At 54.6% G+C, this 17,578-nt stretch carries 10 protein-coding genes; 7 read left to right on the forward strand and 3 right to left on the reverse strand.

The genetic code is table 11. From position 1 onward, the window contains the following. Nucleotides 1–29: 29 nt before the first annotated feature. Nucleotides 30–1,397: an aromatic amino acid transporter AroP gene (gene aroP, locus F3J26_RS09995; RefSeq protein ID WP_166993637.1), complete on the reverse strand. Its 1,368-nt coding sequence runs from the start codon at nucleotides 1,395–1,397 to the stop codon at nucleotides 30–32. Between the two features lie 540 nt (nucleotides 1,398–1,937). On the opposite strand from aroP, the gene pdhR reads away from it, so the two are divergent. The 6 genes from pdhR (at nucleotide 1,938) to yacL (ending at nucleotide 12,950) form a co-directional block, all read left to right on the forward strand. Then, entirely contained in the window at nucleotides 1,938–2,702 is a 765-nt protein-coding gene (gene pdhR / locus F3J26_RS10000; RefSeq protein ID WP_039290334.1) for a pyruvate dehydrogenase complex transcriptional repressor PdhR, read from the forward strand. Nucleotides 2,703–2,847: 145 nt separating this feature from the next. After that, nucleotides 2,848–5,511: a pyruvate dehydrogenase (acetyl-transferring), homodimeric type gene (aceE, locus tag F3J26_RS10005; RefSeq protein WP_008461826.1), complete on the forward strand. Its 2,664-nt coding sequence runs from the start codon at nucleotides 2,848–2,850 to the stop codon at nucleotides 5,509–5,511. 14 nt (nucleotides 5,512–5,525) lie between these two features. Continuing rightward, the gene (aceF, locus tag F3J26_RS10010) at nucleotides 5,526–7,415 is read left to right on the forward strand and encodes a pyruvate dehydrogenase complex dihydrolipoyllysine-residue acetyltransferase (RefSeq protein ID WP_085541982.1); all 1,890 of its coding nucleotides are present in this window, start codon (nucleotides 5,526–5,528) and stop codon (nucleotides 7,413–7,415) included. 175 nt (nucleotides 7,416–7,590) lie between these two features. Further along, entirely contained in the window at nucleotides 7,591–9,015 is a 1,425-nt protein-coding gene (lpdA, locus tag F3J26_RS10015; RefSeq protein WP_008461828.1) for a dihydrolipoyl dehydrogenase, read from the forward strand. 781 nt (nucleotides 9,016–9,796) lie between these two features. Continuing rightward, nucleotides 9,797–12,394, forward strand: a complete 2,598-nt coding sequence (gene acnB, locus F3J26_RS10020; protein ID WP_166993565.1) for a bifunctional aconitate hydratase 2/2-methylisocitrate dehydratase — start codon at nucleotides 9,797–9,799, stop codon at nucleotides 12,392–12,394. 193 nt (nucleotides 12,395–12,587) lie between these two features. Continuing rightward, a complete protein-coding gene (gene yacL / locus F3J26_RS10025) occupies nucleotides 12,588–12,950 on the forward strand; it encodes a protein YacL (RefSeq protein WP_166993567.1) in 363 nt (120 codons plus the stop codon). A gap of 93 nt (nucleotides 12,951–13,043) precedes the next feature. Here yacL and F3J26_RS10030 read toward each other — a convergent pair whose 3' ends face one another. After that, the gene (locus F3J26_RS10030; protein ID WP_008461833.1) at nucleotides 13,044–13,391 is read right to left on the reverse strand and encodes a YacC family pilotin-like protein; all 348 of its coding nucleotides are present in this window, start codon (nucleotides 13,389–13,391) and stop codon (nucleotides 13,044–13,046) included. A gap of 144 nt (nucleotides 13,392–13,535) precedes the next feature. On the opposite strand from F3J26_RS10030, the gene cueO reads away from it, so the two are divergent. Then, a complete protein-coding gene (gene cueO / locus F3J26_RS10035) occupies nucleotides 13,536–15,128 on the forward strand; it encodes a multicopper oxidase CueO (RefSeq protein WP_166993569.1) in 1,593 nt (530 codons plus the stop codon). 36 nt (nucleotides 15,129–15,164) lie between these two features. Here cueO and F3J26_RS10040 read toward each other — a convergent pair whose 3' ends face one another. Beyond that, nucleotides 15,165–17,570 carry a glucose/quinate/shikimate family membrane-bound PQQ-dependent dehydrogenase gene (locus tag F3J26_RS10040; protein WP_166993571.1) on the reverse strand — a complete coding sequence of 802 codons (2,406 nt, stop codon included), beginning with the start codon at nucleotides 17,568–17,570 and terminating at the stop codon, nucleotides 15,165–15,167. Nucleotides 17,571–17,578 lie beyond the last annotated feature (8 nt).

The following is a 17,578-nucleotide window of genomic DNA, read 5'->3' on the forward strand; positions in this document are numbered from 1 at the left end:
ACGCCCCGCATTGCGGGGCGTTTTCTTTATCAGGCTTTCACTGTCTTCAGGTTTTTCTGCTTCAGGAAATAACCGACGCCCAGAATCGCAATCCACACTGGGATCAGGTAAACCGAGATGGCCATGCCTGGCGTTATCAGCATGATGACCAACACGCCAACCATAAACAGCAGGCAGACCCAGTTTCCTAACGGATAGAACAGGGCAGGGAAGCGGGTTTTCACCCCTTGTTGCTGCTTAGCACGGCGGAATTTCATGTGAGCCAGGCTGATCATCGCCCAGTTGATCACCAGGGCTGAGACAACCAGCGCCATCAGCAGGCCGAAAGCGGATTCCGGTGCCAGGTAGTTAATCAGCACGCAAAGGGCGGTGAAGCCTGCGGAAACCAGAATCGTGTTCACCGGTACACCGCGCTTATCGACGCTTTTCAACATCTTCGGCGCGTTCCCCTGCTGTGCCAGGCCGAACAGCATACGGCTGTTGCAGTAAACGCAGCTGTTGTAAACCGACAGGGCGGCGGTGAGCACCACGATATTCAGAGCGTTAGCCACGAAAGTGTCGCCCAGCTCATGGAAGATCAGCACGAACGGACTGGTGTCTGCGGTCACGCGCGTCCACGGCAGCAGGGACAGCAGAATCGCCAGCGAACCCACATAGAAAATCAGAATACGGTAGATAACCTGGTTGGTCGCTTTTGGAATGCTCACTTCCGGGTTGTCTGCCTCTGCGGCGGTAATACCGACCAGCTCAAGCCCGCCGAAGGAGAACATAATGATAGCCATCATCATGACCAGCCCGGTGATGCCGTGCGGCAGAAAGCCACCCTGATCCCAGAGGTTGCTGACGGACGCCTGTGGGCCACCGTTGCCGCTAAAGAGTAACCAGCCGCCGAACAGAATCATGGCGATAACCGCCACCACTTTAATAATGGCGAACCAAAACTCCATCTCACCAAAGACTTTAACGTTAGTTAAGTTGATGGCGTTGATAGCGATGAAGAATACCGCCGCCGTAGCCCAGGTTGGGATCTCCGGCCACCAGAACTGGATGTATTTGCCGACGGCCGTCAGTTCAGCCATGGCAACCAGAACGTAGAGTACCCAGTAGTTCCAGCCTGAAGCGAAGCCCGCGAAACCACCCCAGTACTTGTAAGCAAAATGGCTGAAGGACCCGGCTACCGGCTCCTCAACAACCATTTCACCCAGCTGGCGCATAATTAAAAATGCGATAAACCCGGCGATAGCATAGCCGAGAATAATTGCCGGACCTGCGGACTGGATGACGGATGCGCTGCCCAGAAACAGGCCCGTCCCGATAGCTCCACCAAGCGCGATAAGCTGAATGTGGCGGTTTTTAAGACCGCGCTTCAGCGTGTCGCCGTGCTGTTGACCTTCCATCATGTAACCTCGTAGTGGTTAATGTCTGCGCTACATTGACGCGGATGTAATTGTTTTATTCCGTAATGTGTAGTCTTTTTTTTACGGTTATCAATTATGAATTTTGCGGATAGGGCTACCGCATCGCAAAGAATAATGTTAAGCGCAGGCCTTTGCACCTGCTTTCTGCCACTGCTCTGACGAGTTGGGCAAAAAGAAACCATTTGTAAAAAAGAGGGGAGGACAAGGTGAGTCGAGAATACTTCTTGAGCGGCCATTTTGCGTCACAAAAATGACATACATTCATCGCGTCTTTCGGTTGTTTTTGAAAAATATATCGTTTCATAAACGTTAACTTACCGCTTTGTGGGTAAACGCGAGTTAGTGCCCAAGTTATGGTTTTGAAAATCCCTTCTTTTGTTATTGTTAAAATGTGCCTGCTTTCATGATTTCAATCAAAACCAATATGGACAGAAGGTGAATACTTTGTTACTTTTAGCCTCACGAACGTGAAATTGGTCTTACCAATTGACTCCGGGCTAATGGCAGAGATAGGGAACGATGGCCTACAGCAAAATCCGCCAACCAAAATTATCCGATGTGATAGAGCAGCAGCTGGAGTTTCTCATCCTTGAGGGCACTCTACGCCCGGGCGAAAAACTTCCACCTGAACGCGAACTGGCGAAACAATTTGATGTTTCCCGTCCTTCGCTGCGCGAGGCCATCCAGCGTCTCGAAGCCAAGGGTTTGCTGCTTCGTCGCCAGGGCGGCGGTACTTTTGTCCAGAACAGCCTTTGGCAGAGCCTGAGCGACCCGCTGGTCGAACTGCTCTCAGACCATCCCGAATCCCAGTTTGATCTGCTTGAAACCCGCCATGCGCTTGAAGGTATTGCTGCTTATTACGCGGCGCTGCGCGGAACCGAAGAAGATCTCTCGCGCATTGGTGATTGCCATATTGCCATCCAGCAGGCTCAGGAGTCCGGTGATTTAGACGCCGAAGCCGATGCCGTCATGCAGTATCAAATTGCCGTAACCGAAGCCGCGCATAATGTTGTGCTTCTTCATTTATTGCGCTGCATGGAGCCTATGCTCGAACAGAACGTTCGCCAGAATTTTGAATTGCTCTACGCGCGCCGCGAGATGTTGGCGCAAGTGAGCAGCCATCGCGCCAGCATTTTTGCGGCGATTATGGCTCGCCAGCCGGAGCAGGCGCGAGAAGCGTCGCACCGTCACCTGGCGTTTATTGAGGAAATATTGCTGGATCGCAGCCGTGAGCAGAGCCGTCGTGAGCGCTCTCTCCGTCTCCTTCAGCAACGTAAGGATTAAGCGCCAAACTTTTAGCGCGCGGCAACTAAACACAGAACCTGTCTTATTGCGTTCTTTTCTTCAGTTACCCGAATTCATTCGGGCAAGAGCGCAATGGGACAGGTTCCAGATAAATCAACGTATTAGACAGATAAGGAATACCCCCATGTCAGAACGTTTCCCAAATGACGTGGATCCGATTGAAACTCGCGACTGGCTACAGGCGATCGAATCGGTTATCCGTGAAGAAGGTGTTGAGCGTGCACAGTATCTGATCGATCAGCTGCTGTCCGAAGCCAGCAAAGGCGGTGTGAAAGTCGCTGCTTCTGCAGGTGCTCGCAACTATGTGAACACCATTGCCGTTGAAGACGAACCGGAATACCCGGGCAATCTGGATCTGGAACGCCGTATCCGTTCTGCTATCCGCTGGAACGCCATCATGACCGTTCTGCGCGCATCCAAGAAAGATCTGGAACTGGGTGGCCACATGGCATCCTTCCAGTCTTCTGCGACCGTTTACGAAGTGTGCTTCAACCACTTCTTCCGTGCAGCCAACGAGAAAGACGGCGGCGATCTGGTGTACTTCCAGGGCCACATCTCTCCGGGCATCTATGCACGTGCTTTCCTTGAAGGCCGCCTGACCGAAGAGCAGATGAACAATTTCCGTCAGGAAGTTCACGGTAAAGGTCTGTCTTCTTATCCGCACCCTAAACTGATGCCAGAATTCTGGCAGTTCCCGACCGTTTCCATGGGTCTGGGCCCAATCGGTGCGATCTACCAGGCTAAATTCCTGAAATATCTGGAACACCGTGGCCTGAAAGACACCTCTGAGCAAACCGTTTACGCCTTCCTGGGCGACGGTGAAATGGATGAGCCAGAATCTAAAGGCGCGATCACCATCGCGACCCGTGAGAAGCTGGACAACCTGTGCTTCATCATCAACTGTAACCTGCAGCGTCTGGATGGTCCGGTCACCGGTAACGGCAAGATCATCAACGAACTGGAAGGCATCTTCAGCGGTGCTGGCTGGAACGTTATCAAAGTGATGTGGGGCGGTCGTTGGGATGAGCTGCTGCGTAAAGATACCAGCGGTAAACTGATCCAACTGATGAACGAAACCGTTGACGGTGACTACCAGACCTTCAAATCCAAAGACGGTGCCTACGTTCGTGAGCACTTCTTCGGCAAATACCCTGAAACCGCAGCGCTGGTTGCAGACTGGACTGATGAGCAGATCTGGGCCTTGAACCGCGGTGGTCACGATCCGAAGAAAGTCTACGCTGCACTGAAAAAAGCGCAGGAAACCAAAGGTAAAGCGACCGTTATCCTGGCCCACACCATCAAAGGTTACGGCATGGGCGATACCGCAGAAGGTAAAAACATCGCTCACCAGGTGAAGAAAATGAACATGGACGGCGTGCGTTACATCCGCGACCGTTTCAACGTGCCAGTGACCGATGAGCAGGTAGAAAACCTGTCTTACATCACCTTCCCAGAAGGCACTGAAGAGCACAAGTACCTGCACGAACGTCGTCAGGCGCTGAAAGGCTACCTGCCTGCTCGTCAGCCTAACTTCTCCGAAAAACTGGAACTGCCTGCGCTGGAAGACTTCTCTCAGCTGCTGGAAGAGCAGAACAAAGAGATCTCCACCACCATCGCCTTCGTTCGTGCCCTGAACGTGATGCTGAAGAACCCGTCTATCAAAGACCGTCTGGTTCCAATCATCGCCGATGAAGCGCGTACCTTTGGTATGGAAGGTCTGTTCCGTCAGATCGGTATCTACAGCCCGAACGGCCAGCAGTACACCCCGCAGGACCGCGAGCAGGTTGCATACTACAAAGAAGACGAGAAAGGCCAGATTCTGCAGGAAGGGATCAACGAACTGGGTGCTGGCGCATCCTGGCTGGCGGCTGCGACGTCTTACAGCACCAACAACCTGCCGATGATTCCGTTCTACATCTACTACTCGATGTTCGGTTTCCAGCGTATCGGTGACCTGTGCTGGCAGGCTGGCGACCAACAGGCTCGCGGCTTCCTGGTCGGCGGGACTTCCGGTCGTACTACGCTGAACGGTGAAGGTCTGCAGCACGAAGATGGCCACAGCCACATTCAGTCTCTGACTATTCCTAACTGTATCTCTTACGATCCGTCTTACGCGTACGAAGTGGCTGTCATCATGCACGACGGTCTGACCCGTATGTACGGTGAAGCACAAGAGAACATTTATTACTACATCACCACCCTGAACGAAAACTACCACATGCCGGCTATGCCAGCAGGCGCCGAGGAAGGTATCCGTAAAGGTATCTACAAACTCGAAACCGTTGCAGGTAGCAAAGGTAAAGTTCAGCTGCTGGGCTCCGGTTCTATCCTGCGTCACGTGCGTGAAGCAGCACAGATCCTGGCGAACGACTACGGCGTGGGCTCTGACGTGTACAGCGTAACCTCCTTCACCGAACTGGCTCGTGATGGCCAGGATTGTGAGCGCTGGAACATGCTGCACCCAATGGAAACTCCGCGCGTACCTTACATCGCTCAGGTGATGAACGACGCTCCGGCGGTTGCTTCTACTGACTATATGAAACTGTTCGCTGAGCAGGTTCGTACTTACGTACCTGCTGATGATTATCGCGTACTGGGCACCGACGGCTTCGGTCGTTCTGACAGCCGCGAAAACCTGCGTCACCACTTCGAAGTTGATGCTTCTTACGTGGTCGTAGCAGCCCTGGGCGAACTGGCTAAACGTGGCGAAATCGATAAGAAAGTGGTTGCTGACGCAATTACTAAATTCAACATCGATGCAGAAAAAGTTAACCCGCGTCTGGCGTAAGAGGTAAAGAGACAATGGCTATCGAAATCAAAGTACCAGACATCGGCGCTGATGAAGTTGAAATCACCGAGATTCTGGTCAAAGTTGGCGACAAAGTTGAAGCTGAACAGTCGCTGATCACTGTAGAAGGCGATAAAGCCTCTATGGAAGTTCCGTCTCCACAGGCTGGCGTCGTGAAAGAGATCAAAGTCTCTGTCGGCGACAAAACCGAGACCGGCAAACTGATCATGATTTTCGATTCCGCCGAAGGTGCAGCAGCCGCTGCACCTGCTAAGGCAGAAGAGAAGAAAGAAGCCGCTCCGGCCGCAGCACCTGCTGCCGCGAGCGCAAAAGACGTTAACGTGCCAGACATCGGCGGTGACGAAGTAGAAGTTACCGAGATCATGGTGAAAGTGGGCGACACCGTTGCCGCTGAACAGTCTCTGATCACCGTAGAAGGCGACAAAGCTTCTATGGAAGTCCCTGCGCCGTTCGCGGGCGTGGTGAAAGAGATCAAAATCAGCACCGGCGACAAAGTGTCTACCGGCTCTCTGATCATGGTCTTCGAAGTGGCGGGTGCCGCACCTGCTGCCGCTCCAGCACAGGCTGCTGCTCCGGCTGCTGCCGCAGCACCTGCGGCTTCCGGCTCTAAAGAAGTTAACGTCCCGGACATCGGCGGTGATGAAGTTGAAGTCACTGAAGTGATGGTGAAAGTGGGCGACAAAGTTGCCGCTGAGCAGTCACTGATCACCGTAGAAGGCGACAAAGCTTCCATGGAAGTGCCTGCACCATTCGCCGGTACCGTGAAAGAAATCAAAATCAGCACCGGCGACAAAGTGTCCACCGGCTCCCTGATCATGGTCTTCGAAGTAGAAGGCGCTGCACCTGCTGCGGCTCCAACTGCTGCTGCACCAGCTCCAGCCGCTGCGGCACCAGCCCCGGCAGCCAAAGCCGCTGCACCTGCTGCTAAAGCAGAAGGTAAATCTGAATTCGCTGAAAACGACGCGTACGTTCATGCGACTCCGCTGATCCGCCGTCTGGCTCGCGAGTTCGGTGTTAACCTGGCGAAAGTGAAAGGCACCGGCCGTAAAGGTCGTATCCTGCGTGAAGACGTTCAGGCTTACGTGAAAGACGCTGTTAAACGCGCTGAAGCAGCTCCGGCTGCGACCGGCGGTGGTCTGCCAGGCATGCTGCCATGGCCGAAAGTTGACTTCAGCAAGTTCGGCGAAATCGAAGAAGTGGAAATGGGCCGCATCCAGAAAATCTCTGGTGCTAACCTGAGCCGTAACTGGGTGATGATCCCGCACGTTACCCACTTCGACAAAACCGATATTACCGATCTGGAAGCGTTCCGTAAGCAGCAGAACGACGAAGCCGCTAAGCGTAAGCTGGACGTGAAGTTCACTCCTGTAGTGTTCATCATGAAAGCCGTTGCGGCCGCGCTGGAGCAGATGCCTCGCTTCAACAGCTCCCTGTCCGAAGATGGCCAGAAGCTGACGCTGAAAAAATACATCAACATCGGTGTGGCGGTTGATACCCCGAATGGTCTGGTTGTTCCAGTCTTCAAAGACGTGAACAAGAAGAGCATCACTGAGCTGTCTCGCGAACTGATGGCTATCTCCAAGAAAGCTCGCGACGGCAAGCTGACCGCTGGCGAAATGCAGGGCGGCTGCTTCACCATCTCCAGCCTGGGCGGTATCGGGACTACTCACTTCGCGCCGATCGTTAACGCGCCAGAAGTGGCTATCCTGGGTGTCTCCAAGTCTGCGATGGAGCCAGTCTGGAACGGTAAAGAGTTCACGCCGCGTCTGATGATGCCGATGTCTCTTTCCTTCGACCACCGCGTAATCGACGGCGCTGATGGAGCTCGCTTCATCACCATCATCAACAACATGTTGTCTGATATTCGCCGCCTGGTGATGTAATTGAAAAGCCGGCCAATCGGCCGGCTTTTTTCTGGTAATCTCATGGTGTTTGTGAGGTTATTGGCGAAAGCGACAATTCGTGAGCCGTTTGTTGTTTCAAAATTGTTAACAATTTTGTAAACTGCGGGCGGATAGAACGACCCGGTGGACGACGGGTATAAATTAAGAGGTCATGATGAGCACAGAAATCAAAACTCAGGTCGTAGTACTTGGGGCAGGCCCGGCAGGTTACTCCGCAGCATTCCGCGCCGCGGATTTAGGTCTGGAAACCGTCATCGTAGAGCGTTACAGCACCCTTGGTGGTGTTTGTCTGAACGTCGGCTGTATCCCTTCTAAAGCGCTGCTGCACGTTGCTAAAGTTATCGAAGAAGCAAAAGCACTGGCCGAACACGGCATCGTTTTCGGTGAGCCGAAAACCGATATCGACAAAATTCGTACCTGGAAAGAGAAAGTTATCACTCAGCTGACCGGCGGCCTGGCGGGTATGGCCAAAGGCCGTAAAGTGAAAGTGGTAAACGGTCTGGGTAAATTCACCGGGGCTAACACCCTGGAAGTGGAAGGTGAAAACGGTAAAACCGTGATCAACTTCGACAACGCTATCATCGCGGCGGGTTCCCGTCCGATCGAGCTGCCGTTCATTCCTCATGAAGATCCACGCGTGTGGGATTCCACGGATGCGCTGGAGCTGAAATCCGTACCTAAACGCCTGCTGGTAATGGGCGGCGGTATCATCGGCCTGGAAATGGGCACCGTATACCATGCGCTGGGTTCAGACATTGACGTGGTTGAAATGTTCGACCAGGTTATCCCTGCCGCAGACAAAGACATCGTTAAAGTCTTCACCAAGCGCATCAGCAAGAAATTCAACCTGATGCTGGAAACCAAAGTGACTGCCGTTGAAGCGAAAGAAGACGGCATCTATGTTTCCATGGAAGGCAAAAAAGCCCCTGCAGAACCACAGCGTTACGACGCGGTTCTGGTGGCTATCGGCCGCGTGCCTAACGGTAAAAACCTCGATGCAGGCAAAGCCGGCGTTGAAGTTGACGACCGTGGCTTTATCCGCGTTGACAAACAGCTGCGCACCAACGTGCCACACATCTTTGCTATCGGCGACATCGTCGGTCAGCCAATGCTGGCACACAAAGGTGTTCATGAAGGCCACGTTGCCGCAGAAGTTATCGCCGGGATGAAGCACTACTTCGATCCGAAAGTGATCCCATCTATCGCTTACACCGAGCCAGAAGTTGCATGGGTTGGTCTGACTGAGAAAGAAGCGAAAGAGAAAGGCATCAGCTACGAAACCGCCACCTTCCCGTGGGCTGCTTCTGGCCGTGCTATCGCTTCCGATTGCGCAGACGGTATGACCAAGCTTATTTTCGACAAAGAGACTCACCGCGTTATCGGTGGGGCGATTGTCGGGACCAACGGCGGCGAGCTGCTGGGCGAAATCGGTCTGGCTATCGAGATGGGTTGTGACGCAGAAGACATCGCGCTCACCATCCACGCTCACCCGACGCTGCACGAATCCGTTGGCCTGGCGGCTGAAGTCTTCGAAGGCAGCATCACCGACCTGCCAAACGCGAAAGCGAAGAAAAAGTAACTTTCAGCGTCTGATAAAGCGGCCCTTTGGGGCCGTTTTTTTTGCCCGTAAAAGGCCGCCCTTGCGAGCGGCCAGTAGCTTAATTGCCCAGGTTCAAAACGAACTGAACGGTAATGTCTGAAATATTCCAGCCACCCTGGCTCAGCGAAAGCAGTGAACCTAACAACAGAAGCAGCGCGTACAGCAAACGCATTTCCATTGCGTGTATACCCTTTGGGCTACGGCGATTTCTTCTTCACCGGGAAAGGCAGAATCAGGCAAGTGTTTGAGGCTTGCCACGTAGAGCGGTAGATCTGCTCCCATGCCCGGCGACTGGCTGCTACGCCAGCGAAGCAGGCCAAGAGTAACGTTACGGTAGATCGCTTGAACGCTGAATCATCATTTTTAATTTGCAGTAAGTTGCAGTTGTTTTTATAACGTTGTACGCAAAAGGTACAATTCATCTTGCCGTGATTCATTTTCAAATGCAGAATAGACAGCGTTTGGGGCTTGCCACAAAACATTTCCTTTCATCGTGTGCTACCACTTTGTCAGGGCAAACGAACCGCCGAAAGGCGGTTTTTTTGTGTCTGAGGGTCATATCAAAAAGTAATCTATTCCCCCTTAACGATTCAGCAACGTTTTAATGTTGCTTTTTTGTAAACAGATTAACACCCCCTGAAAATCCTGCTATGCTGCCCGACGCGGTACCGGGCATTTACCCTACAAACTGCTGTCTCACAGGAGCGTGAAGAGAGAGATCCGGTGTCGCCAAATGACAATGAGAGCGAGGAGAACCGTCGTGCTAGAAGAATACCGTAAGCACGTAGCTGAACGTGCCGCAGAAGGGATTGTTCCAAAACCCTTAGATGCCACCCAAATGGCCGCACTGGTTGAGCTGCTGAAAACCCCACCAGCAGGTGAAGAAGCATTCCTGTTAGATCTGATTACTAACCGTGTACCGCCGGGCGTTGATGAAGCCGCCTACGTGAAAGCCGGTTTCCTTGCTGCCATTGCCAAAGGCGATGCCACTTCCCCGCTGATCTCCCCTGAAAAAGCCGTTGAACTGCTGGGCACCATGCAGGGTGGCTACAACATTCATCCGCTGATTGACGCGCTGGATAACGAAAAGCTGGCACCGATTGCCGCCAAAGCGCTGTCCCATACGCTGCTGATGTTTGATAACTTCTACGACGTAGAAGAGAAAGCCAAAGCGGGCAACACCTACGCTCAGCAAGTGCTGAAGTCCTGGTCCGAAGCCGAGTGGTTCCTGTCTCGCCCTAAACTGGCCGAGAAAATCACCGTTACCGTCTTTAAAGTCACCGGTGAAACCAACACCGATGACCTGTCCCCGGCCCCGGACGCATGGTCCCGCCCGGACATCCCGCTGCACGCCCTGGCGATGCTGAAAAACGCCCGCGAAGGCATTGAGCCGGATCAGGCTGGCGTAATTGGCCCTATCAAACAGATCGAAGCGCTGCAGAAGAAAGGTTTCCCTCTGGCCTACGTGGGCGATGTTGTGGGCACCGGTTCTTCCCGTAAATCCGCTACCAACTCCGTGCTGTGGTTCATGGGTGACGATATTCCGAACGTGCCGAACAAGCGCGGCGGCGGCGTTGTGCTGGGCGGCAAAATCGCCCCCATCTTCTTCAACACCATGGAAGATGCTGGCGCACTGCCGATCGAAGTTGACGTTAACGATCTGAATATGGGCGATGTGATCGACATTTACCCGTACAAAGGTGAAGTGCGTAACCACGAAACCGACGCGGTGATCGCTAACTTTGAACTGAAAACTGACGTGCTGCTGGACGAAGTTCGCGCCGGCGGCCGTATTCCGCTGATCATCGGCCGTGGCCTGACCACCAAAGCGCGCGAAGCACTGAGCCTGCCGCATAGCGACGTATTTGTTCAGGCGAAAGATGTTGCCGCCAGCACACGCGGTTACTCGCTGGCGCAGAAAATGGTTGGCCGCGCCTGTGGCGTGGAAGGTATTCGCCCTGGCGCTTACTGCGAACCGAAGATGACTTCCGTAGGTTCCCAGGACACCACCGGGCCGATGACCCGTGATGAGCTGAAAGACCTTGCCTGCCTTGGTTTCTCTGCGGATCTGGTGATGCAGTCCTTCTGTCACACCGCGGCCTATCCTAAGCCGGTGGACGTGACAACGCACCACACGCTGCCTGACTTCATCATGAACCGTGGCGGCGTGTCTCTGCGCCCGGGCGATGGCGTTATTCACTCATGGCTGAACCGCATGCTGCTGCCGGATACCGTTGGCACCGGCGGTGATTCCCATACCCGTTTCCCAATCGGGATTTCCTTCCCGGCAGGTTCTGGTCTGGTGGCGTTTGCCGCGGCGACCGGCGTTATGCCGCTGGATATGCCTGAGTCCGTGCTGGTTCGCTTTAAAGGCGAAATGCAGCCTGGCATCACTCTGCGTGACCTGGTACATGCGATCCCGCTGTACGCGATCAAACAGGGCCTGCTGACCGTGGAGAAGAAAGGCAAGAAAAACATCTTCTCTGGCCGTATCCTGGAAATCGAAGGTCTGCCGACGCTGAAAGTTGAGCAGGCGTTTGAGCTGACCGATGCTTCCGCAGAGCGTTCTGCCGCAGGTTGCACCATTAAGCTGGATCGCGAGCCGATCGAAGAGTACCTGAATTCCAACATCGTGCTGCTGAAGTGGATGATTGCCGAAGGTTACGGCGACCGTCGTACGCTTGAGCGCCGTATTCAGGGCATGGAAAAATGGCTGGCAGATCCGCAGTTGATGGAAGCCGACGCTGATGCAGAATATGCGGCAGTGATCGACATCGATCTGAACGATATCAAAGAGCCAATCCTCTGTGCGCCAAACGACCCGGACGATGCTCGTCTGCTGTCCGACGTGGCCGGGGAGAAGATCGACGAAGTGTTTATCGGTTCCTGCATGACCAACATCGGTCACTTCCGTGCGGCGGGTAAACTGCTGGACAGCCACAAAGGTCAGCTGCCAACTCGCCTGTGGGTGGCGCCGCCAACTCGTATGGACGCGGCTCAGCTGACGGAAGAAGGCTATTACAGCGTGTTCGGTAAGAGCGGGGCCCGTATCGAAATTCCAGGCTGCTCCCTGTGCATGGGTAACCAGGCTCGTGTGGCAGATGGCGCGACGGTCGTGTCGACTTCAACCCGTAACTTCCCGAACCGTTTGGGAACCGGCGCAAATGTCTTCCTGGCGTCTGCTGAGCTGGCGGCCGTGGCTTCCCTGTTGGGTAAACTGCCAACTCCTGACGAATATCAGACCTTCATGACTCAGGTTGATAAAACGGCGGTAGACACTTACCGTTACCTGAACTTTGACCAGCTGTCTCAGTACACCGAGAAAGCGGACGGCGTCATCTTCCAGACCGCCGTTTAAAGGCTAAATACCCTCACTCTGTGCTCTCTCTCCCTGTGGGAGAGGGCCTGGGTGAGGGCGCCAGACCCTTCTGCGTTTCTCCTTTTTATTTCTCGTCCTTCTACTCGCCACGCTGTTTTCCCCTGACTTTGCTGCGATAATTAAGCCTATAGGCGTGGGTGAGGATTTCCCCCGCGATGTAGAGGAAACAGCGATGGACTATGAATTTCTGCGTGACATCACCGGTATGGTGAAGGTGCGTATGTCAATGGGGCACGAGGTTGTCGGCCACTGGTTTAATGAGGAAGTGAAGGGTAACCTGGCGCTTCTGGATGAAGTCGAGCAGGCCGTGCTTTCCGTGAAAGGCAGCGAGAGGCAGTGGCAGCGTGCCGGGCACGAATATACGCTGTGGCTGGACGAGGAAGAGGTCATCGTTCGCGCTAACCAGCTGGAAATCTCCGGGGATGAGATGGAAGAGGGAATGAGCTACTACGACGAAGAGAGCCTCTCTTTTTGCGGCGTAGAGGACTTCCTGCAGGTGGTACAGGCTTACCGGGAATTCCTGCAGCAGCGTTAACGCGCTGGGGCCGATACCGCCGCCACATTGTTTGGTCTTAGAGCCAATGACCGTGGTTTCACGGTCATTATTTCAGGCCAGGCGGGGAAAGCGTTATTTAACGTAGGCCAGCAGGCTTAAGGAATCGCGCGCCAGAGATTTACATTTTGTTGCCGTGGGGATGGCAATACCGCTCAAATCTTTGTAGCTGTCTTCACCTAATGCTTTCATGTTCCAGCTATCGTAGTTGCTGAGATCCCATTGATTTTGTTGGGCAAAAAAGACCAGCGCGCGTCGGATCTGGCCGTTAGGGAGGTTTTGGTAGCCACAATCATTTTTTAAGAACACAAATACCGCAGTCAGATCGGCCATATCTTCTGCTTCAGACTCACTCAGCGCCAGGCTGCTGGTAGAAAAAGCCAGCAAAATGCCCAGTAATAACGCCCTAACTCCCATCTTCATCACGTCTACCACTTTTTCTCAGATACGAAACGTTAACACAGTTAAATGGGCGTCGACGATATTTATTATGAGCTTAAAACTTGACCTTACCGTTAGGGAAAGGTTTATGCTCGCCGACAAGTATGCCAACTAAAGGAACTGACTATGCATCGCCGTAATTTTCTAAAATATACCGCGGCGCTCGGGGCTTTCAGCGCGCTGCCACTCTGGAGCCGTGCCGCGCTGGCGGCCAATCGTCCGGCGTTGCCTATCCCACCTTTGCTTGCCCCGGATGCCAAAAATAGCATTCGCCTCACCGTAAACGCAGGAAAGAGCGTTTTTGCCGGGAAATCTGCCACGACCTGGGGCTATAACGGTGCTTTGCTTGGCCCGGCGTTAAAGCTAACGCAAGGGGAAGCGGTCACGGTCGATATCCATAATAACCTGGCAGAAGAAACCACGCTGCACTGGCATGGGCTTGAGGTCGGCGGCGAAGTCGATGGCGGCCCGCAGGGCGTTATCGCCGCCGGTGCAAAACGCAGCGTCACCTTTACGCCGCAGCAGCGTGCGGCGACCTGTTGGTTCCACCCGCATCAGCATGGTAAAACCGGGCATCAGGTGGCCATGGGGCTTGGTGGCCTCGTATTGATTGAAGATAACGAAAGTGCCCAACTGATGCTGCCGAAGCAGTGGGGCATCGATGATATTCCGCTGATTATCCAGGATAAACGTTTCGGTAAGGACGGAGAAATTGACTACCAGCTGGACGTCATGAGCGCGGCCGTAGGCTGGTTTGGCGACATGCTGCTATGCAACGGCGCCGTTTATCCCCAGCACACCAATCCGCGCGGCTGGCTGCGCCTGCGTTTGCTTAACGGCTGTAATGCCCGCTCGTTGAACATTGCTGCCAGCGACAATCGCCCGCTCTATGTCATCGCCAGCGACGGCGGACTGCTGGCAGAGCCAGTCAAAGTCACGGAGCTGGAAATTCTGATGGGGGAACGGTTCGAGGTGCTGGTCGATACCCGTGACGGCAAGCCTTTTGATATTGTCACCCTGCCGGTGAAGCAAATGGGCATGACCGTGGTACCTTTCGACAAACCTGCTCCGGTGGTTCGCATTCAGCCGCTGATTATCGCAGCCTCTGGCACGTTGCCGGACAAACTGGTCAACGTGCCTGCGCTCCCGTCGCTGGAAGGCGCAACTGAACGCTGGCTGCAACTGATGATGGATCCGATGCTCGACATGATGGGCATGCAGGCGCTGATGGATAAATATGGCATGCAGGCGATGGCGGGCATGTCGATGGACGGCCACGGTGATATGGGCGGTATGAGCCATGGCAGCATGAAGAACATGGACCACGGCAACATGGGGAAGATGAATCACGGCGGCATGGGCCACGGCTTTGATTTCCACAATGCCAACAAAATCAACGGCAAAGCTTTCGATATGGCAACCCCGGCGTTTGCTGCACAAAAAGGGAAATACGAGAAGTGGACGATATCCGGGGAAGGCGACATGATGCTGCACCCGTTCCATATTCACGGTACTCAGTTCCGTATCCTGTCCGAAAACGGCAAACCGGTGGCGGCGCATCGTCAGGGCTGGAAAGACACGGTGAAGGTGGAAGGTGCGCGCAGCGAAGTGCTGGTGAAGTTCGATCATGCTGCACCAAAGGAAGCGGCCTATATGGCGCACTGCCATCTGCTGGAGCATGAAGATACCGGAATGATGCTTGGTTTTACTGTCGCATAAAAGAAAGAGCGGGTGGCCTGAGCCACCCGCAATGTTTTATTTTGCGTCGTCCGGCAGAGCGTACGCCACAATATAATCCCCCATCTTCGTGCCGAAGGAACCGTGGCCACCTGCGGAAATCACCACATACTGCTTACCGTTCACTTCATACGTCATCGGCGTAGCCTGTCCACCGGCTGGCAGACGCGCTTCCCACAGCTGTTTCCCGTCACGCATATCAAACGCGCGCAGGTAGTTATCTGCGGTAGCACCAATGAACATCACGTTACCGGCGGTGGAGATTGGGCCACCCAGCATTGGCATCCCCATGCGGAATTTCATTGGAATACCGGTTGGGAACGGCATGCTGTCTTCCACGGTACCAATACGTTTCTTCCACACGATTTCGTTGGTTTTCAGGTCAACGCCAGAGATGTAGCCCCAGGCCGGCTGTTTACACGGCAGGCCGAACGGCGACAGGAACGGGTTCAGCGTGACGCCATACGGCACGCCGTACTGCGGCTGAACGCCGGATTCAGTGCCTGAGCCTTTCGCATCTTTTGGTGGTTCCATTGGGTTACCCGGCCCGCGTGGAATCAGCTTAGACACGAACGGCAGCGCCATTGGGTTGGTCATCGCGACCTGATTATTTGGGTCAACGGAGATCCCGCCCCACTCGAACATGCCCAGGTTGCCCGGGAACACCAGCGTCCCCTTTTCGGAAGGCGGGGTAAAGATGCCTTCATAGCGCATGCTGTGGAACATCACGCGGCAGACCAACTGATCGAACATGGTCGCGCCCCACATATCCGCCCCGCTCAGATCTTTCTTCGGACGGAAGGTCAGCTCGGAGAATGGTTGGGTAGGGGAAACATGGTCGCCTTTGGCGGCACCCTGTGGAACAGGCTGTTCCGGGGCTGGTACCACTAATTTACCGTCGCGGCGGTCCAGAACAAAAATGTTGCCGGTTTTAGCCGGGGCGTACACCACCGGCACCTTGTTGCCGTTTTTGTCGGTGATATCCGCCAGCGTTGGCTGGGCAGGCATGTCCATATCCCACAGGTCGTGGTGGACGGTCTGATAGGACCAGGCCAGCTTACCGGTGGTGGCATTCAGCGCCACGATGCTGCTGGCGTAGCGTTCCTGCTCAGGCGTGCGGTTGCCGCCCCAGATATCCGGCGTGGTCACGCCCATCGGCAGGTAAACCAGATCCAGTTTTGCATCATATGCCGCCGGAGCCCACGAGTTCGGCGAGTTCAGCGTGTAATGATGCTCGTCATCCGGGATAGCGTTTGGATCTTTCGCGCCTGGGTCAAACGCCCACAGCAGTTTACCGGTATTAACGTCAAAACCACGGATAACGCCGGAAGGCTCACGGGTAGAGAAGTTGTCGGTCACTGCCCCGGCAATCACAATCACCTTGTCGGTCACGATAGGCGGTGAAGTCGGCTCGTACATACCTGGCGTAGTCACCGGCTGGTTGGTCTGCAGGTTCAGAATACCTTTGTTCGCAAAGCTCTCACACAGCTTGCCGGTATCGGCGTTGAGCGCGAACAGGCGGCCATCGTTCACCGGCAGAAGGATGCGGCGAGGACAGTCGGCCACTACATCCGCAGGGGCGTTATCCGCGGTGGCTTCGTGGTAAGAAACGCCACGGCAGGTCACGTGCTGGAACGAAGGGTCGGTATTTAACTGAGGGTCAAACTTCCACTTTTCTTTCCCGGTGGCGGCATCCAGTGCGAACAGCTGCTGGTGGGCGGTACACAGGTAAAGCATATCGCGGATTTTGATCGGGGTGACTTCGTTGGTGATTTCACCCGGGTCGGTAGCACGCTTCACGTCGCCGGTCTGGAAACGCCAGGCTTCCTTCAACTGGCCCACGTTCTGCGTGGTGATCTGCTTGAGCGGAGAGAAACGCTGCCCTTCCTGATTGCGGCCATAAGCTGGCCAGTCGGCATCAGGAATGGAAGACTCAGCGGTAGCTGCGGCATTATCCAGATTCAGCGTGCCGTTGATCTCTTGCGGGTCGTTAAAGCCCGCCCAGACCAGCACAACGGCGGTAATCAGCAGGGAAACCACCAGCGATGGTGCCGCGCCGCTTGCTGGAATCACCAGGCGGCGATACACAAACGGCAGCAGAAGCCAGACGCCGAAGAACACCAGCACGTCGCAGCGCGGCGTCAGCGCCCAGAAGTCGAAGCCGACTTCCCAGACGCCCCAGGCCATCGTACACAGCAGCAGGGCCGCGTAGAGCCAAAGCGCGGAGGCTTTGCTCTTCCACAGCAGCCAGGCGACACCGAGCATCACCAGGCCGGCGATCGGGTAATACCACGACCCGCCTATAGCCACTAACCATATCCCGCCAAAGAGTAAATAGAGCCCGCAAAGTACAGCAAAGAGGGCCGAGAGGGTCACAAATAGTTGCGATCCGGTTTTATTTGTTTTCACAATTATCACACTCATAAAGTTTT

The organism is Enterobacter sp. Ap-867 (genome assembly GCF_011752855.1).
Classification (GTDB): domain Bacteria; phylum Pseudomonadota; class Gammaproteobacteria; order Enterobacterales; family Enterobacteriaceae; genus Cedecea.